Source organism: Chryseobacterium sp. SG20098, assembly GCF_031844745.1.
Taxonomy (GTDB): Bacteria; Bacteroidota; Bacteroidia; order Flavobacteriales; family Weeksellaceae; genus Chryseobacterium; species Chryseobacterium cucumeris.
The window spans coordinates 3469228-3490970 of record NZ_CP134622.1 but is presented as its reverse complement, the minus strand read 5'-3'; the positions used below and the strand labels follow the sequence as shown (position 1 = coordinate 3490970).

Annotated in this window: 16 protein-coding genes; 10 read left to right on the top strand and 6 right to left on the bottom strand. The window is 37.8% G+C overall.

The window, feature by feature from the left end; translation table 11 throughout:
• Positions 1 to 64: 64 nt before the first annotated feature.
• The 5 genes from RHP76_RS16020 to RHP76_RS16000 form a co-directional block, all read right to left on the bottom strand.
• Entirely contained in the window at positions 65 to 1285 is a 1221-nt protein-coding gene (locus RHP76_RS16020) for a cysteine desulfurase (protein WP_311228573.1), read from the bottom strand.
• 266 nt (positions 1286 to 1551) lie between these two features.
• Positions 1552 to 2199 carry a 50S ribosomal protein L25/general stress protein Ctc gene (locus tag RHP76_RS16015; protein WP_062673138.1) on the bottom strand — a complete coding sequence of 216 codons (648 nt, stop codon included), beginning with the start codon at positions 2197 to 2199 and terminating at the stop codon, positions 1552 to 1554.
• Positions 2200 to 2255: 56 nt separating this feature from the next.
• Complete coding sequence (locus RHP76_RS16010; protein ID WP_062673136.1) at positions 2256 to 3194, bottom strand: ribose-phosphate pyrophosphokinase; 939 nt, start codon at positions 3192 to 3194, stop codon at positions 2256 to 2258.
• A gap of 85 nt (positions 3195 to 3279) precedes the next feature.
• Positions 3280 to 4740, bottom strand: a complete 1461-nt coding sequence (locus tag RHP76_RS16005; RefSeq protein WP_120232431.1) for an SGNH/GDSL hydrolase family protein — start codon at positions 4738 to 4740, stop codon at positions 3280 to 3282.
• Between the two features lie 12 nt (positions 4741 to 4752).
• Positions 4753 to 5991: an OmpP1/FadL family transporter gene (locus RHP76_RS16000; protein ID WP_062673132.1), complete on the bottom strand. Its 1239-nt coding sequence runs from the start codon at positions 5989 to 5991 to the stop codon at positions 4753 to 4755.
• A 455-nt stretch (positions 5992 to 6446) separates the two neighbouring features.
• Here RHP76_RS16000 and RHP76_RS15995 point away from each other — a divergent pair, with 455 nt between their 5' ends.
• The 6 genes from RHP76_RS15995 to RHP76_RS15970 all read left to right on the top strand — a co-directional run bounded on the left by RHP76_RS15995 (position 6447) and on the right by RHP76_RS15970 (position 14570).
• Positions 6447 to 7856: a PSP1 domain-containing protein gene (locus RHP76_RS15995; RefSeq protein WP_120232430.1), complete on the top strand. Its 1410-nt coding sequence runs from the start codon at positions 6447 to 6449 to the stop codon at positions 7854 to 7856.
• Entirely contained in the window at positions 7849 to 8313 is a 465-nt protein-coding gene (locus RHP76_RS15990) for a gliding motility lipoprotein GldH (protein ID WP_062673130.1), read from the top strand. The genes RHP76_RS15995 and RHP76_RS15990 overlap by 8 nt, the downstream gene beginning before the upstream one ends.
• Positions 8314 to 8319: 6 nt before the next feature.
• Positions 8320 to 10698 (top strand): transglycosylase domain-containing protein, encoded by a 2379-nt coding sequence (locus RHP76_RS15985; protein ID WP_062673128.1) that lies wholly within the window; start codon positions 8320 to 8322, stop codon positions 10696 to 10698.
• Between the two features lie 75 nt (positions 10699 to 10773).
• Positions 10774 to 12315, top strand: coding sequence for a protein adenylyltransferase SelO (locus tag RHP76_RS15980; protein WP_311228572.1), 1542 nt, complete (start codon positions 10774 to 10776; stop codon positions 12313 to 12315).
• An 87-nt stretch (positions 12316 to 12402) separates the two neighbouring features.
• Positions 12403 to 13218: a T9SS type A sorting domain-containing protein gene (locus RHP76_RS15975; RefSeq protein WP_311228571.1), complete on the top strand. Its 816-nt coding sequence runs from the start codon at positions 12403 to 12405 to the stop codon at positions 13216 to 13218.
• A 74-nt stretch (positions 13219 to 13292) separates the two neighbouring features.
• Positions 13293 to 14570, top strand: coding sequence for a DUF6080 domain-containing protein (locus RHP76_RS15970; RefSeq protein WP_311228570.1), 1278 nt, complete (start codon positions 13293 to 13295; stop codon positions 14568 to 14570).
• A gap of 55 nt (positions 14571 to 14625) precedes the next feature.
• On the opposite strand, the gene RHP76_RS15965 is transcribed toward RHP76_RS15970, so the two are convergent.
• On the bottom strand, positions 14626 to 15183 hold the full coding sequence (locus RHP76_RS15965; protein WP_062673122.1) for a hypothetical protein: 558 nt from the start codon (positions 15181 to 15183) through the stop codon (positions 14626 to 14628).
• 184 nt (positions 15184 to 15367) lie between these two features.
• Here RHP76_RS15965 and RHP76_RS15960 point away from each other — a divergent pair, with 184 nt between their 5' ends.
• The 4 genes from RHP76_RS15960 to RHP76_RS15945 are packed head-to-tail and all read left to right on the top strand — an operon-like array spanning position 15368 to position 21743.
• The gene (locus RHP76_RS15960) at positions 15368 to 16726 is read left to right on the top strand and encodes a c-type cytochrome (protein WP_047426932.1); all 1359 of its coding nucleotides are present in this window, start codon (positions 15368 to 15370) and stop codon (positions 16724 to 16726) included.
• Between the two features lie 23 nt (positions 16727 to 16749).
• Positions 16750 to 19812 (top strand): TAT-variant-translocated molybdopterin oxidoreductase, encoded by a 3063-nt coding sequence (locus RHP76_RS15955; RefSeq protein ID WP_123278637.1) that lies wholly within the window; start codon positions 16750 to 16752, stop codon positions 19810 to 19812.
• A gap of 25 nt (positions 19813 to 19837) precedes the next feature.
• Positions 19838 to 21235 (top strand): NrfD/PsrC family molybdoenzyme membrane anchor subunit, encoded by a 1398-nt coding sequence (gene nrfD, locus RHP76_RS15950; RefSeq protein WP_034691792.1) that lies wholly within the window; start codon positions 19838 to 19840, stop codon positions 21233 to 21235.
• Positions 21222 to 21743 (top strand): DUF3341 domain-containing protein, encoded by a 522-nt coding sequence (locus RHP76_RS15945; RefSeq protein ID WP_027371993.1) that lies wholly within the window; start codon positions 21222 to 21224, stop codon positions 21741 to 21743. Before nrfD ends, RHP76_RS15945 begins: the two co-directional genes overlap by 14 nt.

Below are 21743 nucleotides of genomic sequence, written 5' to 3'. Positions count from 1 at the left end.
TAGACTAATAAAAAAAGCAGCTCAAAGGCTGCTTTAATTCTATATCGTAGAGATTCTTTATTAATTAACTCAACATTCTCTGTGCTTTTCTAACACCTTCCACCAGGGCATCAATTTCTTCGAAAGTATTATAAATAGCGAAACTTGCCCTTACTGTTCCGGCAATATTAAAGAAGTTCATGATAGGCTGTGTACAGTGGTGTCCTGTTCTTACAGCGATTCCCATTTTATCAAGGATCATCCCTACATCAGAGGCAATACCCACTCCTTCCAGATTAAATGATACAACACCTGTTCTTTTTGCTTTCTCACCATATACTTTCAGACCCTCAATTTCTAAAAGATGTCTTTGAGCATATTCCAACAAAGCATTTTCATGGTTTTGAATATTCTCACGACCTACTCTGTTCATGAAATCAACGGCAGCACCTAAAGCGATATTTCCTCCTACATTCGGTGTTCCTGCTTCATATTTGAATGGAAGACCCGCATAGGTAGTTCCTTCGAAGGAACACGTCGCAATCATCTCCCCTCCTCCATGAAACGGCGGTAAAGCTTCCAATATTTCTTGTTTTCCATATAAAATACCTGTTCCCATCGGAGCATACATTTTATGACCTGAGAACACAAAGAAATCACAATCCATCTTCTGTACATCAATATTGAAATGCGGAGCAGACTGAGCTCCGTCTATCACAACATAAGCATCTGTATTTTTTCTTGTTTTAGCAATAATTTCCTCAATTGGATTTACAATCCCCAAAGCATTAGAAACCTGATTTACAGAAACAACCTTCGTTTTTTCACTCAAAAACTGATCAAAATAATCCATCTGAAGGATTCCGTTCTCATCAATCGGAATTACGCGAAGTTTCGCTCCGGTTCTTTCACACAGCATTTGCCATGGAACAATATTGGAATGGTGCTCCAGATAAGAAATAATGATTTCATCATCTTTCTGCAGTTTCTGTGTTAAAATATAAGCGATAAGGTTCAACCCTTCTGTTGTTCCCTTTGTAAAAATTACTTCAAAGTCATGTTCAGCATTGATGAATTTCTGAATCTTTCTTCTTGAAAGCTCCATTTCTTCTGTTGCCAGCTGGCTCAGTGTATGAATTCCTCTGTGAACGTTGGCATTAAGTTCTGTATAATATGCGTGACAGACTTCCAAAACTGAATTTGGTTTTTGGGATGTAGCTGCATTATCCAGATAAACCAAAGGTTTACCGTTCACTTCTCTGTCCAATATAGAAAACTGGCTTCTTATTTCCTGAATGTCAAACATTTATTTATTTTTTAAATTAAAACGTCCTTATTTAGAACTCTTCAAATTTACGGCTTTTTTTCCGAAAGGAAGCATGGGGTTGGCTCCTGATCATTGTCAGTTGATAGAAATATTCGATAGTGTAAGGTGAAGAAAGACAATAAAGCAAAAAGATGAAATTGAAACCAAACCTTTTAAGTTTGCTCAGTTCTTTCAGCTGAGACTGGCTATCAAATAAAAAACCCGCCATAACTGACGGGTTCTTATATTGTTTAAATAAGCAATTCTTATTCTGCTGCAGTTTCTGCTGCTGCTTCAGGGGCTGCACCTTCTTCAGTTGCAACTTCTTCCTCATCATCATCATCCATTGCAGCTGCACCACCTTTCATTGCATTTCTAGACATCTTAACAGCAACTACTACTGCATTGTCAGGGTGCATGAAAGAATATCCTTCTGTTTTGATACCACCGATGTAAAGTTTGTTACCAATTCTTAATGGAGTAACATCAACTACTACTTCGTCAGGTAGGTTAGCAGGGATAGCTTTTACTTTTAGTTTTCTGAAAGACTGACGTAAAACACCACCAGCTACAACACCTTTTGAACGTCCTGTAATTCTTACCGGAACTTCCATGATCACTGGCTTATCATCAGATAACTGATAGAAGTCAACGTGAAGAATTTTGTCAGTAATCGGGTGGAACTGAATATCCTGAAGAACAGCTGGAATTGTTTTTCCGTCAACCTCAATAGATACCGTGTGTGCTTCAGGAGTGTATACTAATCCTTTGAAAGCTCTCTCTTCAGCAGAGAAGTTCAAAGGTGCTTCACCTCCATAAACAACACAAGGAACTAATTCAGCATCACGTAAAGCTTTTGTAGACTTTTTGCCCACGCTTTCTCTTTTTGTACCTTGAATTGTAATAGATTTCATTTATAAAAAATTTAAAAAATTGTTCTTATTTTAATTTGCAACTTATTTAAAATCAATTAAATAACAAACTTGCTGCTAATTGATTTGTGCTCATGAACCATTGTCATAACGTCTGCAAATAACGGGGCGCAAGATAGCACTTTTATTTTAGATGACAAATTATTTTTAACAGGAATTGAGTCAGTTACAATAACTTCCAGCAGTTGCGAGTTCTCAATATTCTCGTAAGCCTTTCCTGAAAGCACTCCGTGAGTAGCCATAGCTCTTACTGTTTTTGCTCCTTTTTCAATTAAGATATCTGCAGCTTTGCAAAGTGTACCTGCAGTATCAATCATATCATCAATAAGGATTACATTTTTACCTGTAACATCCCCGATAAGGAACATTTCTTCTACAACGTTTGCTTTTTTTCTTTCCTTATAAGCAATTACTACTTCAGCACCCAGGTGACCGGCATAGTTTTTCGCTCTTTTTGCACCTCCCATATCAGGAGAAGCAATGGTAAGGTTATCAAGATTCAAAGATCTGATGTGGTCTACGAAAATAGTAGAAGCATACAGATGATCTACCGGAATCTCGAAGAATCCCTGAATCTGATCTGCGTGAAGATCCATTGTCATGATTCTTGTTGCTCCTGCTGCAGTAAGAAGGTTAGCAACTAATTTTGCACCGATCGGCGCTCTTGGTTTGTCTTTTCTGTCCTGTCTGGCAAGTCCGAAGTAAGGAATTACTACGGTGATGCTCTTTGCAGAAGCTCTTTTTGCTGCATCAATCATTAGAAGAAGTTCCAAAAGATTGTCTGCAGGAGGGAATGTAGATCCAATCAGGAAAACTCTTCCTCCTCTTACAGATTCGTCCAAAACAGGCTCAAATTCCCCGTCGCTGAACTCCTGAAAGTTGATTTTTCCTAATTCTTTCCCATAACTCTGGGCAATTTTCTCTGCCAAGTCCCTGCTGGTTCTTGTACAAAATAGATAACTTAACTGATCGGCCATTTTTACTTTTTAAAAGATTTTGCAAATTTAAAAAAAAACCACAAGATTTACTCTTGTGGTTTCTAAGTTTTTATTTTATCAATTATTAAGGGAATTTAACTCCTGAATATTTGTTCGGATCTACCTGCGGAAGTGTAGACTTATATTTAGCATTGATAGACTTGATAAATTCATTAGCAACAATACCGTATCCGCGTCCTGTCAGATGAACTCCGTCTAAAGAGAAAGCTCCGCCGGTTACAAATGTCGCCGTATATTTTACTCCATCCCAAATAATTCCTGATTTAGAATTCAATTCCATCATTTTAGCGTCCATATCCACAAAGGCAAGACCTTTGTCTGTTGCTGCTTTTTTTATCGCTGTGTTATATCCTGCAGTAGCAGCAAGGACTTTTGCAGTCTCAGCTTCAGTAAGGACAAGCTTATCTTCTAATGGTACGGAAGTACCTCCTCCAGCCTGTGGAGTAAGAACTTTACTAGCTGGTAAAAGAATTAAATCCTTCGCTGTTGTTTGTCTGTATTTTGGAAGCCCCGGAACAGTTGACAGATCTTTATCTACAATTACAGCTCCGTTGACTGCCGCTCCAGCAGTAAATTTAATTAACCTTCTCTGATATTCAGCATCGCTGATCGCTCCTAAGGTTTTAGCCTGCAGCAATCCTGCATTATACTGAGCATATCCTGTATTCAGCTGAGTTACCTGAGCATCTGTCAAACCTGTAAGAGGCATAGCAGGAATTCTCGTAAAGTAAGGGACATTGGTAACTGTAGGAATATTAGCAATAACACCTTTTCTTTTTGTACCGGCAGGGAATAGTTTATCTACTAAATAAGCATAGGTATTACTGAACCCTACCCCTACAGCACCATCTACTGGCGTAATCGGAACATTCGGATCAGCTCCTCCTGAAGTTGCATATAATAAAACATCATTATTTCCTATCCATAAAGAAATGAAGGTTGGGTCTTGTTTTAGGGCATCTTCTACTACTGAAGTTGTTGTTGATGACGCAAACCTTACGAAATATGGATTTGCAGTAGCAGGCGTAGAGATTAATCCGGCTGGATTCCCATATCCCGGAGCCAGTAAATGCGCTACTCTTGCTCCCGGAACTCCCATATTCTGGTAAGGACCACCAGCAGAAACATTATCTAATGCTGCTCCTGGAGCTGTTGGACCGGGAGTTAATGCTCCGTTCACCACACTTAACACATATTTACCTGCAAAATCTCCTGTTGCTGGGTTAAATAAATTGGTAAACCCTCCTGTGTCATTAGGCATCATTGGCTGTTTAAAAGCGCCTCCACCTGCTAATTGCATTTGCGCTGCAATCATGCTTGGATAAGATTCACTCTGTCCACTGCTGTAAAGAGCTCCATCTCTATAACCAGCAGTTAATGAGTTTCCTAACGAAATATATTTTGAAAAGTCTGCGTCTCCTTTTGTTACCGGGATATCTTTCACATCCGTATCGAAATCCGTATTACAGCTTACTGTAAAAAGAAGTGCAGAAACTGCAATTGTCGATATTATAATTTTTTTCATAGTCTTCTAAAATTAAAATGGATTATAGGATAAACCTAGACCTAAGTAAAATGCTGTTGCTTTCGACTGTCCGTAGAAACCTAGATTAGCATTATTTACATTTCTGTATTGAGGCATTGCATATCCTCCTGCAATATCAATTCCGAATTGTTTCAGCTTAAAGCCAATCCCTCCTGTAATAACATACGTATCATATGAAGGTGTTTCCGGGATAAAGTTTTCTGTAGTGTAAGGTGCTTCATCATAATAAGCTCCCAAACGTCCGTAAATCATATTGGTAAATGCATACTGAGTTCCCAGTCTGAATGTTTTAGAATTCTTAAAGTTTTTAGGACTTGTAAGAACAGTTGGATCTGATGGGTTGTTTCCAATAGGAGCATTCTCGAAATCTAAAGTAAGCTTACTGTATCTTTCCCATCCGTGATAGTTAAAGTCAGCAGAAACCTGCCATTTCGGTGTCACTTTATAAGTTAAACCAATGGTGTATTCTTCCACTAACGGAAGTGTTGCAGAGAACCCATCCTGTCCGGCAGCATTTAATTTCAGCTGATTATAGATAGATTGAGAAGGGAACTGGAAAGTAGCCGTACCTTTTTTAGCTTTCATATCTATTGCTGAACGGTAAGCAATACTTACATCTAATTTCGGATCAGGTCTGAAGTAGAAACCAAAACCATATCCGTGTCCGCTTGCTTTTTTATCGTTGATATTTACCTGTCCTCCAAATTGTGTTACTGCTTTATCCCAGTCTACAACTCCTTTTGCATAGATATAGCTGGCACCAAAAGATACCCATGGAGCTAGTTTTACAGAAACCATTGGCTGGAAGTAGAAACTTTTCAGTTCTAATTTTTGAACCATTTCTTTACCTTCCCAGTCATTCGGCCACTTAATTGTACTTCCAAAAGGTGTTGTTACACTTAGACCTACGGTAAGCTTTTCTATCGGTCTATAAGTAATTGCGGCATAGAAAGGAGTTCCTACAGGGTTATCTGTCTCTGTACTTTGTAAAGTATTGAAGTTTTGAAAAGTAACCTTGTTACTTGCTGCAAACCCTCCTGCCACTACACTCAGCTTGGAAGGGATAAATGACATACCCGCCGGGTTAAAGAATGTCACACTCGCGTCTTCGGCATGAGCACTAGTATGCGCCATTGCCAATTGTTTTACCCCCTGCAGGGAAACTCTGAAGCCTCCTGCGTAAGATAGAACTCCCGCCAATAAAGCAGTTGATACTAATATTTTTTTCATAGACTATTATTATATATATAAGCCAAATATAAAATTATTTTGAATACGTCTGTTAATATTTCCTAATATTTTAAACAATATTGCAAAAGAAAACTATGTTTAAAATAACACCTCAAAGAAAATAAAATACAAAACAATCATTATTAAACACTTAAAATAGTTTAAAAATCAAGTTATATTCATTGTTTAATTTTAAACGATCGTTTAAAATTAAACAATAATGCACTAAAAAAGCAATCCAGGAAAGGAAAAAGATAATAAATGTTAAAGAAAAAAAATAGAATAAATTAAAAATCAGCATTTTTATTCCCTTATAAAGCCTCTGACTACATCTACAGACATCATTCTTAGTTAAAATAGGGAAATCTTTTATACCGAATTCACCTTATTTAAGTATTTTAGAATCGCATAAAGATAAAAATACATAAATTTGCAGATTATAAATAATAGAAAATATGAGTTGTGGATGTAAAACATCCGGCGATTCTGCACATTCTTGCGGTCCTAAAAAAACCGCAAATGGCTGTGAAAATGTAAATACCTGCGGGAATAGTTATAAATTAAGTGTTTTTGACTGGCTTTCTAACATCAACAATCCGGCACCAAACAGGTGTGATTTTGTAGAAGTTAGGTTTAAAAATGACAGAAAATCTTTTTATAAGAATGTAAATAATATTCCTTTACATATAGGTAGCGTAATTACAGTAGAATCAAGTCCGGGACACGATGTAGGCGTAGTAAGCCTTACGGGAGAATTAGTAAAGATTCAGATGAAAAAGAAAAAATTTTCGGAAGAATCGGCACTCAAAATATACAGACAGGCCAACCAAAAAGATCTTGAGGTATGGCAGGAAGCAAGAAAAAAAGAAGACGGCGTAAAGCTTGAAGCAAGAAAAATTGCACAAAGATTAGGCCTTGAAATGAAAGTTACCGATGTGGAATATCAGGGTGACTCTTCAAAAATAACCTTTTATTATACTGCTGATAACAGAATAGATTTCAGACAGCTGATCAAAGATTACGCTAGTGCATTCCGTACCAAGATCGATATGAAACAAATCGGTTTTAGACAGGAAGCCGCCAAAGTGGGTGGAATCGGGTCTTGCGGACGTGAACTTTGCTGCTCAACATGGCTTACAGATTTCAGGTCTGTAAACACCAATGTTGCAAGATATCAACAGCTGAGTATCAATCCTCAGAAACTGGCAGGACAATGTGGTAAGCTGAAATGCTGCCTTAACTATGAGCTTGACAGCTACCTGGACGCATTAAGCAACTTCCCTTCTTCTTCAACTACTTTGGAAACAGAGAAAGGAAAAGCATTCTGTATTAAAATCGACGTTTTCAAAAAGAAAATGTGGTTTGCTTATGTAGACAGCTCAATTGCATGGTATGATTTTGATATTGACCTTGTTAAAAAATTGATTTCAAAGAATAAAAGAGGAGAAAAAACACTTCCTCTTGAAGACCTGAAACAGCCTGAAACCTCTACTCACACGATCGATTTGATACAGGAAAACAATGTGGACCGTTTCGAAAAGAAAAACAGAGGAAACAACAGGAACAGAAACAACCAGAGCAACCAGAATAAGCAAAACAACAACCAGCAAAGTCAGGGTCAGGGCCAAGGACAAAAAAGAAACAGACCGGAAAGACAAGAGAGACCGGAAAGATCTGAAAAAACCGAAAACCCAAACGCTCAATCTGCCAATCAGCCTAGACCTCAAAAGCAGCACCCACAGCAAAAAACACCTGTGGAAAAAGCAGTGAATAATTCTGACGCTGATAAAAAACCACAGAGTAACAATCCGAACAAGAAAAAATTCAAAAAGAAATATCCTCCAAAAAAAGATAACAATGCATAAAATTTTAGGATTACTTTCATTTATCCTTTTCTTTAGCTGCAACTCTTCCTCAGGAGGAGATGTCATCATGAATTCCGTTGATAACAAATGGAATAAGAAAAGCGAACAAAAATTTAATCTTGAAGTTTCAGATCCGCAGAATCCTAAAAATATTATATTTGTCGTAAGAAATAACAACACTTATCCTTACAGCAATATAAGGTTTATAGTGAATTTCACCAATCTACAGAACAAAAAAAAGGAAACAGACACGTTGAATTATGTTCTGGCTAAACCAAACGGAGAATGGCTTGGTACAGGGTTTGGTGATACGAAAGAAACTTTGTTTCAGTATAAAGTAAATTACCAGTTTCCGGGAAAAGGAAAATATGAAATCGGTCTTACTCAGGCGATGAGAAATGATAACCTTCCGGGAATTGAGGATATTGGGGTAAAAATAGAAACGGCTAAACCGTAACCATAAATGGAAGAAAACAAAAAAAATACAGGAAATAAGGGGAAAACATTTCCTCTGCCTCCCAAGAAAAAGAAAGATACCTCCTGGAGAAAATGGGTTTCATTTATCTGGATCGGACTCATTGCGGTAGTTCTGGGAATTTCAGGGCTTTTCTTTTCGGTTTCTCAAGGATTCCTTGGGGAAATGCCTGATGTAAAAGAACTTGAAAATCCGGATATCTTTGTTGCTTCTGAGATCATTTCTTCAGACGGAGTAACTTTGGGTAAATTCGAAAAAGAAAAGACTCAACCAATTGTTTATAAGGATCTCCCTCCTTATCTTATTTATGCTCTACAGGCTAAAGAAGATGAGCGTTTTAAAGAACACTCAGGAATCGATTTATACTCCGTTGCCAGAGCCGTAGCATATGGTGGTGGACGTGGTGGAGGTTCTACCATTACTCAACAGCTTGCCAAACTTCTTTTCACAGGAAATGCTTCTCAGAATAAAGTTCAGAGAGCATTCCAGAAACTGAAAGAATGGGTAGTAGCAGTAAGTCTTGAGAAAAGATACACCAAAGAAGAAATTATCACTCTTTATTTCAACAAGTTCGACTTCCTTTTCAATGCTAATGGTATTGAAATGGCTTCCCGAGTTTACTTTAACAAGAAAACGTCTGAACTTACATTACCGGAAGCTGCAACATTTGTAGCAATGCTTGAAAATCCAAGAAAAAACAATCCTTACAGATACCCTGAAAAGGCTAAAGAAAGAAGGAATGTTGTATTGGATCAAATGCAGAAAACCGGATACATTGATGCTGCAACTTATGAAAAAGCAGCCAGTACCCCGATTGAAGTAGACTTCCATCCTATCAAGAGTATCACTGATGGATATTCTGCTTATTACAAGTTCTATCTGAGAAAAGAGATTGACAAATATCTTGAAGCTCATGAAAAAGAAACCGGTAAAAAGCTTAACCTTTACAAGGACGGTCTAAAAATATATGTTACTCTTGATTCTAAAATGCAGAAATATGCTGAAGAGTCAATCAAAGAACACTTAACAGATCTTCAGAAGAGATTTGATGCAGAACAGAGAGGAAGAAAGAACAGACCTTTCTACTATCTTAATGATAAACAAATCAAGGACGTAATGGTTCAGGCGATGAAAAGAACCGGCCGTTACAAATTACTGAAAGCTGACGGAATGCCTGAGGATTCTATCATGATGGAGTTCAAAAAACCTATTAAAACTTCGCGATTCACATGGGCAGGAGAAGAAGAGGTGGAAATGTCTCCATGGGATTCTATCAGATACCACAAACAAATTGCACAGGCAGGTTTGATGTCTATGGTTCCGGGAACCGGAGAAATCAAAGCTTGGGTAGGTGGTATAGACTGGCAGCACTTCCAATATGACCATATCAAGCAAGGTAAGAGACAGGTAGGATCTACATTCAAGCCTTTCGTATATGCTACTGCTATTATGAAACTTGGAATGACACCTTGTTCTGCTGTTTCTAACGGAACTTATGATCATAACGGATGGCATGTACCGGGAAGAGGTGGAATGCTTACTTTAAAAGATGCATTGGCACACTCTCAAAACCCTGTTGCTGCAAGACTTATTGAAATGACAGGAGTAGACGCTGTAATCCAGACGGCAAGAGATCTGGGAGTAACAGAAGATATTCCTAGAAACAATACCATTGCTTTAGGTTCATCAGACATCACGATTTACGAAATGCTAGGTGCTTACAGTACTTTTGCCAATTATGGTAATTACAACAAACCAGAGATGATCTGGAGAATTGAAGATGCCAACAGTAGAGTAATCAAAGAAGTAAACGTAGAGCCTAAAGAAGTAATGAACCCAATGTATGCCTACACCATGATTGAACTTATGAAAGGTGTTGCACAATACGGAACTGCTTCCGGAGAATTAGGAAGAAGAGGAATTTCAAAAGCTGTGGAAATTGCAGCTAAAACAGGAACAACTCAGAATAACTCCGATGGATGGTTTATGGGAATCACACCAAAACTGGCAACCGGAGCATGGGTTGGATGGGAAGACAGAGCAACCCACTTCTTTGGAACAGGTGAAGGTCAGGGTGCGAGAATGGCACTACCAATCTGGGCAATTTTCATGAAAAAAGTATGGGCTGATAAGAGCTTAGGAGTAACTCCTGATGACAAGTTTGTTAAGCCTTCAGACTGGAAAGACGGATGTTCAAACCTTAAAGGACTAAGCGGAGGATATGGAGATGAAGGAAGTCTTCAGACGATCGATGAGATCAAAAATCCAAGGCCGGCAGATCCAACTCCTAAAAAACCAACAGAAAAGAAAGAGGACAACATCAATGAAAACCTTCATTCTAATGATGAAGTAGATTTCAATAAATAAATTCTCTTTTAGAAATACACAAGACCTTTCAATAATTTGAAAGGTCTTTTCTTTTTTAATTAATACCTTTGAAGGATGAATATCGAACGTATCAGACAGCCATTTATTGAAACTTTTCCTGGTGATTTTTCCAATAACCCTATGCAGAGAAACACTCCAAAAGTCTTATTTGCTACTATTAAGCCTGCAGGTTTTGATAAACCCGAATTGATTGCTTTTAACGAAGCTTTATCAGAAGAAATTGGCCTGGGAAAATATGAAGATGAAGACCTGAATTTTTTGGTTGGAAATAACCTTCCGGAAAATGTTCGAACATACGCCACAGCTTATGCAGGACATCAGTTCGGAAACTGGGCAGGACAGCTTGGAGATGGAAGAGCCATCCTTGCTGGTGAAATTACCAATGAGGCAGGAAAAAAGACCGAAATACAATGGAAAGGAGCCGGTGCTACTCCATATTCCAGACATGCTGATGGAAGAGCCGTATTAAGGTCTTCTGTACGCGAATATCTTATGAGTGAGGCCATGCATCATTTAGGTATACCTACAACAAGAGCGCTTAGCCTTGCTTTTACGGGTGAAGATGTGATGCGCGATATCATGTACAGTGGAAATCCACAGCTTGAAAAAGGTGCAGTGGTCATCAGAACTGCTGAAAGCTTTTTACGTTTCGGACATTTTGAACTTATGTCTGCCCAAAGAGAATACAACAATCTTCAGGAACTTGCCGATTTTACCATTGAAAATTATTATCCGGAAATTACAGCTACTGACAGTACGAAATACAGAGATTTCTTTGAAAATATCTGCACCCGAACGGCTAACTTAATGGTTGAATGGTTCAGAGTCGGTTTTGTACACGGAGTAATGAATACAGATAACATGTCAATTCTCGGATTAACCATTGATTACGGTCCCTATTCCATGATGGATGAATATGATTTGAATTTCACACCCAACACAACAGACCTTCCGGGAAGAAGATATGCATTCGGAAAACAGGGACAAATTGCTCAATGGAATCTTTGGCAGCTTGCCAATGCTCTTCATCCGTTAATCAAAGATGAAAAGTTTTTAGAAGATACTTTAAATAATTTCGGAACTTATTTTTGGGAAGCTCATGACCAGATGCTTTGTAAAAAGTTCGGTTTTGATCAGCTTCAAAAGGATGATGAAGAGTTTTTCACCAGCTGGCAGGGTCTTATGCAAGAACTTCAGTTAGATTACACCTTGTTTTTCAATCAACTGAAAAAAATAACCCAAGCCACAAATATATCAGAACATTTTAAAGATGTCTCTTATATTATCCTGAATGAAGAAAAGCTGGAAAAGCTAAATAGTTTCATCAAAAGATATGAAGCAAGAAAAGCTTTAAACTCTATTTCAGAAGAAGACTCTTTAGCTATGATGGAAAAGGCAAATCCAACATTTATACTCCGAAATTATCTTCTCTACGAATGCATTGAAGAGATCAGCAATGGCAAAAAAGAGATGCTGGAAAAGCTCATGAAAGCACTCGGAAATCCATATCAGGAAATATACCCCGAGTTCTCCGCCAAAAGACCGTCTGGATATGATGATACTGCCGGATGTTCCACACTTTCATGCAGTTCGTAATTAACAAATATTCATAAAAAAATTAAAAAACATGTAATTATTTTCATTTTTTTATTACATTTACTAACAACTTTAAACGTAAACCAAATGAAAACAAAATTACTATTCATTTCCCTAATCTCTTTTGTATTTGGGAACGCACAGATTCTCACAGAAACTTTTCAGGGTACGACATTTCCTCCAACAGGATGGACAACCGGAACAAATGTGGCTTCAAGACCTTGGGGATTTACCACTACCATATTTAATGCAACCGGACAAGCAACATTCAATATCAATGGTGGAAAATCTGCCGCTATAGGATGGATTGCCCAGGCACAGGACGCTCATTTAACAAGCCCCTCCTTCAGTTTGGTAGGAACAACAAGTCCGGTACTAAAGTTCAATGCTAAAATTGGATACGAATACATGGTTGATCCAAATCCTAACGGAGATTTAAAAGTAGAGGTCTCCACAGATGGAGGGACTACCTGGAATCAGGTATGGGTTGAAGAAAACTACGGAGTATATACGGATTATGAAACATTAGCAATTACCGTGAGCTTAGCTTCCTATGCAGGGCAGGCGAACGTTAAATTCAGATTCCGTTATGTTGCCAATGATGCAGATAGTCTTTCCATAGATGATGTACAGGTCTTAGCAAGCGCTACATTAGCGACTCAGGAATCCAATGCTAAAGTTAAAGAGTTCACAAACATCTATCCAAACCCTACAAAAGGAGAAATCAATATAAAAACAGACAAAAAAATCAAATCTGCTACAGTAATTGATGCAAGTGGAAAATCTCTACTCAACAATACTTCAGAAAAATTGGATATTTCTTCGCTTCCAAAAGGAGTTTATCTATTAAAAGTAGACTTCTCAGACGGAACTTCCAAAACCGAGAAAGTAATCAAACAATAACAACGTTTATACAAACTTTTATAACCACCAATTTTGGTGGTTTTTTTATTTTACTTTTGCAAAAAATTTGACCCGTGTCTTTTATCAAAACAAAATGTATCAATTTTCTTAAACTGGTTTTTCCATCCACTTATACCGAACTGGCAGTATTTCTGTTTTTCATTGTCTGCTATGGAATTCTGGGATCTTATATTGCCCTTCATTACAGGATTATTTTTGACAGCAGAATTCCATGGGATGCCTATTTCAGCTTTGACAACAAATCTATCCTTATGACGGGAGGCAGCTTTGAGAGACACCCTTTATCTTACTATTTTTTTAACTGGATAAGAGAATTTTCGTTATTTATTTCAGGAGGAAAAATGGATGCTAATTTCAGGCTTACTCTGGCATGGCTCAGTAATATCATCATCACATTGAACATTGTTCAGGTATTTAAATATGTAAAGAATATCATTCAGCTTCCTTTATGGTTAAGCCTTTTAATCGTATTATTCTTTGGAGCTTTTGCCACTAATATCATCTTGTCTTTCACACCGGAAAACTTTACCTACACTTTATTTTTACTATCGCTATACAACTACTATGCGGCAATCAAACTAAGGAAAGAAGAGAAAATACCAGCAACAGCCTTATCATTGGCTGGGATTACTATCGGAGGGCTTACTATTACCAACTTTGTAAAAGTTTTCATTCCTCTTATTTTTGAAAAAGGCATTTTTACCAACTGGAAGAAATTCGGAAATGCTGCATTAAGAGTAATAATTGCGGTTATTTGTTTTATCCTGCTTTATCTGAACAGAATCGATTTTAAATATCAGAATATCTTTTCAAAAACCAATCAGCAATATGAAAAGTTTTCCAATGTAGAATCTATGCCGACATGGGATATGATTCTTTCATTTTTCTTTGGCGGGAATATTCTTTTCCCCGGCTTCATCATGTCAGACAAGCACAATATGAAAGGGTTCAATTTCAAAGGACTTTATATGGATCTTTATTCATCTGCCATTCCTTACTTTTTCGTAGCAATATTATTAATCCTGATAAGTTGGAGTTATTTTAAAAATTTCAAGAATAAATGGGTCCAGATCATCACTATTTCATTTGCAGTTGATATCATCATCCATTGCGTGATGAGATTTGGTCTTCATACTTCCTACATCTACGGAGGACATTTTGTTTTTGTCTATCCTTTGCTTGTAGGATGGCTCTTTTTTGCGTACAGATCATCACCGAAAATGATGTCGTTTTTAACATTCATTGTGGCAATATTATTTACTTATCTGCTGATCAACAATATCTTTAGAATGGCAGAATTCTTCTGGTTTATGGAAAATTATTATCAATAAAAAAAGCTGAGAAATTTCTCAGCTTTTTGTTTTTTTATATTGAAATAAATTCTTCTTATTTAGCCTCGGCACAGAAAATTCTATACTGTACTGCAACTGCAGATTTAAAGTATTCTCTGATTTTCGAAAGATCACTGGCGGCACTTTGTTTTGTGAAATAACTTCCAGCCAAAATCTTATAATTTGGTCTTAAAGAAGCATCGGTCTCCACTTTCAGATTCGGGAATCTTTTTCTGAAATAAGACTTCACCTCATTAGCCTCCTCATTACTTTTTACCGTTGTAATCTGGATTTTGAACCCTAAAATTCTAGGATTTTTCTTACAGATTTCAGCATTGGTAAGCTCTCTACTCGGTACAAAGATCTTAGGTGGTTTTGTATTGATTCCTGTAGAAATTCCACTATCATTATTACCGAAATCTTTAGGAGAATTTGTTGGAGTAACTTTCGCACACTTTCCTTCAATTCCTTCCAAAGCAGCATTTATTTTGGAATCCATTGTCATAATAAGCTCTGTTCCTGACAGGGTATCCTTTTTAACAACTTGTTGTGCTTCAATATTATAAAATCCAAATAATGATAATATCGAAAATATTTTGATTAGATTTCTCATTTAAACTTGTTTCCGCAAATTTATACAAATTAAAAAACTATACCAAACTGGTTATTTAGAATCAATACAAATTAAACGTAAATGATATTTTCCCTTTTCGATATACCGTTAAATTCCTGTTAAAAATATTATTTTTGCGGAATTGATTGAATGTTCAATAATTTACTAACATAAGATAATTTAAATGATTAGTTGGAGAAAGCATTATAAAAAAACGTTGATAGCAATAGGCTTATTGCTATCAACCAGTGCTTCATTTTACGGGCAAGACGGCGATCCTAAAAACGGAGAGAAACTTTTCAAAGCGAATTGTACTGCATGTCACGCGCTGGACAAACAAGTTGTAGGACCACCTCTAAAAGGGGTTGTAGAACGTGTAAAGACAGAAGGTGGTGTAGACAAAGATTGGCTTCACAAGTGGATCAAAGACAACAAAGCTCTAAGAGCTTCTGGGGATAAATACGCCAATGAGATTTTTGAAAAGTTTAACAAGACTGAAATGCAGGTCTTTCCAAATCTTACAGATAAGGATATTGACGACATTTTAGCTTTCACAACTAACCCTCCTGCTCCGGAGGAGAAAAAACCGGAAGCAACTCCTGCAACTGACGCTACTGCGGCAGCTCCTGCAGACAAAACTACAACAAACGTTGTCATCATTTCACTTTTAGCGATCGCAGGTTTACTGGTTTGGATCTTGGTTAAGCTAAGACAATTGGTAAAACTAGGTCAGTCTGAAGATTTAGCTGGACTTAATGAAACAAGAGTTCGTTCTTTCAGTGAAATGTATGAGAAGTTCCACTTCATTGGTAAAGGTTTATTGGCAATCCTTGCTATTTTAGCCGCTTACGGAGTATGGAACTGGTTAATGTGGATTGGGGTTTACAAAGGGTACAAACCTGAGCAACCTATCTACTTCTCTCACAAAATTCACGCCGGAGAACAGAAAATTGACTGTCAGTTATGTCACTCTAGTGCTAAATACGGAAAAGTATCTGAGATTCCTTCTATGAACGTTTGTATGAACTGTCACAGAACGATTTCTGAATACAACGCAGATCACTACATGGAACCAGGAAAAGACAAGGCATTCTATGACGGAGAAATTCAGAAGATCTACGCTGCAACAGGTTGGGATCCTGCAAAACAACAGTATACAGGAAAAACACAACCGGTTGAATGGACAAGAATCCACAACATGCCAGACTTCGTTTACTTCAACCACTCACAGCACGTAATTGCTGGAGAACAAGCGATCATCAATTCTTTCAACAAAAAGAATCCTAACAACAAAATTGATGTTGTATGTAAAGCTTGTCACGGTAAAATTGATACAATGAATGTTGTTCAGATGGCAAACGACTTTACTATGGGATGGTGTATCGAGTGCCACAGAACGACTGAAGTTGATATGAACAACGGTTATAATAAAGAGTACTTCAAAAATCTACATGACAAGTTGAAAAAACAATATCCTCAAGATGGAGGTAAGATCACTGTAGATGCAATTGGAGGTCTTGAGTGTGGTAAATGTCATTATTAATAACTAAAAAATTAGAAGTATAAATGGCTTCAAACAAAATACAATTCAGAAGTATTCATGAACTTAAAGATCCAGCTTTGAATAATAAGCTGGCTCAGAAAGAGTTTCAGGAAGAAATTCCGGTAGAAGATTTCCTTGGAGATGCTGAGAAAAACGGATCTAGTACTTCAAGAAGAGATTTCCTTAAATTACTAGGGTTCTCTACAGCAGCAGTTACATTAGCTGCCTGCGAAGCTCCGGTAATCAAAACGATTCCTTATGTGGTAAAGCCGCATGATATTATTCCGGGAATCCCTAATTATTACGCTTCAACTTATTTTGACGGTTTCGACTTTGCTAGTGTTTTAGTAAAAACCCGTGAAGGTAGACCTATCAAAATTGAACCCAACCCGGCTGGTGGCGATTTAGGTAAAACTAACGCAAGAGCTCAGGCAAGTGTACTTTCTCTTTATGATAACGATAAAGTAAAGCAGCCTAAACTAGACGGTAAAGATGAAACTTTCGATAAAGTAGACAGTTTCGTTATCAAAGGGTTGGAAGAAGCTAAAGCGTCAGGCAAAAAGATTGTGGTTTTATCACACTCTTTTCCTTCACCAACTTTCAAAAAGTTATTCGCTGAATTCAAAGCTAAATATCCTACAGCGGAATTAGTAACTTATGATGCATTCCCTTACTCTGCAGGATTAGATGCAGCACAGGAAGTATTCGGACAAAGAGCATTACCTGTTTATGACCTTAACGGTTCTGAATTGGTAGTTTCTTTCCAGGCTGATTTCTTAGGAGATTATAACGCTTCAAGCTTAGAGACTTCTTATGCAGCAGCTAGAAAACCAGGAGCAAGCATGTTGAGACACATTCAGGTGGAGTCTAACATGTCATTAACTGGAGCTAACGCTGACTCGAGATACAGATTAAAACCAAGTGCTGTAAACAAAACTTTAGTGGAAGTTTACAATGCAATCGTAGGTGGTGGTACTACTGATAAGACTGCAACTGAAATTGCTAATGAATTGAAAGCAAAAGGAAGCAAAGCTGTTGTTTTCGCTGACGGTTCTAAAGGAGCACAGGTTTTAGCACACTTAATCAACCAAAAATTAGGTTCAGTAGCTTTCACAGGTAAGGCAAACTTCCTTAAAGAATTCAACGCTGCTAAATACCAGGAATTCTTAGGATGGGTAAACGGTGGACAAGTTGGTGTATTGATTACAAACAACGTGGACCCTATCTACTCTCATCCAAAAGGAGAAGATTTCAAAAAATCGTTATCAAAAGTTCCTTACGTAGTTGCTGTAGCAGATAAGAAAAATGAAATGTACAAAGCAGCGAAAGCTGTCATTCCGGTAGCGAACTGGCTAGAGTCTTGGGGAGATATCGAACCACAGACTGGTGTATATTCATTAATGCAGCCAACAATTCAGAAAATCTACAAATCAAGACAGATTGAAGAATCTTTATTGGTTTGGAAGAATGGTAAAAACAATGCAGCAAACAACTACTACGATTATTTAAAAGCAAGCTCTGCTTCTCTTTTAGGTGGTACTTCTTTCAACAAAGCATTGTACAACGGTATCAACGCTTCTACCAACGCAACTACTTTAGCTTATGCAGGTGGAAACGCTGCTCAGGCTGTTGCTGAACTAGGAAACTTTAAAGCTTCTGAATTAGAATTAGTATTATACACTAAGACTTCAATGGGAGACGGTACTCAGGCAAACAACCCTTGGTTACAAGAGTTACCTGACCCAATCACAAGAATGTCTTGGGATAACTACCTTACAATTTCTCCTAAAGATGCAGAGAAATTTGCAATTGACAACGATCTTAACGCGAGAATGCAGTTAGATGGTTCTATTGTAAACCTTACTGTAAACGGAGTTAAAATAGAAAACGTTCCTGTATTCGTACAACCAGGACAAGCCGAAGGATCTGTAGGTCTTGCACTTGGTTATGGTAAGAAAAACTCAGGAGCAACTGCTGATACTGGAGTAAATGCTTATCCTTTATTTGACGGCTCTAACCTTGTGCTTTCAGGTGTTAAAATTGAGAAAACAGGAGAAGATCACGAGTTCGCAGGTATCCAGCTTCAAAATACATTGATGGGTCGTTATGAAATCGCGAAGGAAGTTCCTTTGGCAGATTTCATCAACGTAGCTTTCGATGATGAACACAAAGGATGGAACAAACCTTTGGAATACCACACGATCAGCGGAGCACTTCCAGCGAGAAAAATCGACCTTTGGGATGCTTTTGATGATACAGATGGTCCTCACTTCAACTTATCTATCGACCTGAACTCTTGTACTGGTTGTGGAGCATGTATTATTGCTTGTCAGGCAGAAAACAACGTTCCTGTAGTAGGGAAAGAAGAAGTAAGAATGTCCAGAGATATGTACTGGTTAAGAATTGACCGTTACTATTCTTCAAGACAAACGGTAGAAGTATACGAAGGATTGAAAGAAGGAATGGCTGTACCAGAATTATATGGTACTGCATTCAACAAAGAAGGAGGTGCATTAAACCACCCAGCAGACAACCCGGATGTAATCTTCCAGCCAGTAATGTGTCAGCACTGTAACCACGCTCCATGTGAAACTGTATGTCCGGTAGCGGCTACTTCACACGGTAAGCAAGGTCAAAACCATATGGCTTACAACAGATGTATCGGTACCAGATATTGTGCAAACAACTGTCCGTACAAAGTAAGACGTTTCAACTGGTTTACTTATAACCTAAATGACAAGTTCGATTTCAACATGAACAACGATTTAGGAAGAATGGTACTTAACCCGGATGTAGTTGTAAGAACTAGAGGGGTAATGGAGAAATGTTCAATGTGTATCCAAATGACTCAGAATACTATTCTTGAGGCTAAGAAAGAAGGAAGAAGAGTGAAGGATGGAGAATTCCAGACTGCTTGTTCTAAAGCTTGTTCTACTGGAGCAATGACATTTGGAGACATGAATGATAAAGATTCTTCAATTAGAAAGCAGTATGCATCTAACAGAAGATATTATTTACTAGAGGAGATCGGAACAAAACCAAACGTGTTCTATCACACTAAAGTAAGAAACAGAGTAGAAAAATAAAGTTTAAATAATAAATAGGTAAAAAATGTCAGGACATTACGAAGCTCCGATAAGGGAACCTCTAATTATTGGTCACAAAACTTATCACGATATTACAGAAGATATCGCACGACCTATCGAAGAAAGAGCAGGTAAATTATGGTGGATCTCATTATATGCTGCACTAGTTCTATTCCTCTATGGATTCGGCTGTATCGCTTACACTATCGGGACAGGTATTGGAGCATGGGGGCTTAACAGAACTATTAACTGGGGTTGGGATATTACCAACTTCGTATGGTGGGTAGGTATCGGTCACGCCGGGACCCTAATCTCCGCAGTATTATTATTATTTAGACAGAGATGGAGAATGTCTGTAAACAGATCAGCAGAGGCGATGACGATCTTTGCGGTTGTACAGGCAGCAATCTTCCCTGTAATCCACATGGGTAGAGTTTGGGTTGGATACTGGGTATTCCCTTTACCAAACCAATTCGGTTCTCTTTGGGGGAACTTCAACTCTCCTCTACTTTGGGACGTATTTGCGATCTCTACGTATTTCTCAGTATCAACTGTATTCTGGTTTATGGGACTTATCCCTGACTTTGCAATGATCAGAGATAGAGCTAAAACTCCTTGGACTAAGAAAATTTATACATTCCTTGCATTCGGTTGGGGTGGTAAAGCAAAACACTGGCAAAGATTCGAAGAACTTTCTTTGGTTCTTGCAGGTTTGGCAACTCCACTTGTATTCTCAGTACACACTACCGTATCATTTGACTTCGCAACTTCAGTAATTAAAGGATGGCACTCAACAATCTATCCTCCTTACTTCGTTGCTGGTGCAATCTTCTCAGGATTTGCAATGGTACAGACCCTATTGTTGGTTGCAAGAAAAGTGTGTCACTTAGAAGAGTATATTACAATGTATCATATCGAAATTATGAACATCGTAATCATCTTAACCGGTGGTATGGTAACTGTAGCTTACGCAACTGAATATTTCATCGGATGGTACTCAGGATCTAGATTCGAAGATTTCACATATCTTTCTCCAGGTGCTGCTGTAGGACCTTACTGGTGGGCATTCTGGTCATTGATCATCTGTAACCTTGTTATTCCTGCTTCTTTCTGGTTCAAGAGACTAAGAACGAACATTATCTGGACATTCATAGTTGCATTGATCATCAACATCGGTATGTGGTTCGAGCGTTTTGATATCATCGTTATCAACCTTTCAAGAGACTACTTACCAGGATCATGGACAATGTTTAAGCCAACGATCATTGATGTGGGTGTATACTTAGGAACGATCGGATTCTTCTCTGTATTATTCTTATTATATGCAAGAACATTCCCTGTAATTGCACAGGCTGAATTAAAATCGATTTTGAAAATCTCAGGTGAAACTTATAAAGCAAAAGAAGGAGATGAGCACCACTAAAATTGTATACGGACTTTATGCTGACGACGACGATTTAATGAACGGCGTTAAAGCATTCAACGATAAAGGAATCGCAATTAACGAAGTTTATACTCCGTTTCCGGTTCACGGACTAGACAAAGCTTTAGGTTTAAAGAAAACTAGAATTTCTGATGCCGCTTTCATCTATGCTTGTTATGGTGTAACTATTGGTGCTACTCTTACCTGGTACGTGATGAATCACGACTGGCCTCAGAATATCGGTGGTAAACCAGCTTTTGACTGGGGACACAACATGCCGGCATTCGTAGTTCCAATGTTCGAATTAATGGTATTCTGTGCTGCTCACATGATGTCTTTAACTTTCCTAGTTAGAAACAAAATGTATCCAGGAGCTCCGGCTCAGAACCCGGATCCAAGAACGACTGATGATAAATTCATGATGGAATTCGTAACTGAAGATGTGGAATCTGTAAAACAGTTGCTTATTGAAACTGGAGTTGAAGAAATAACTGTTAAAGACGCTTAA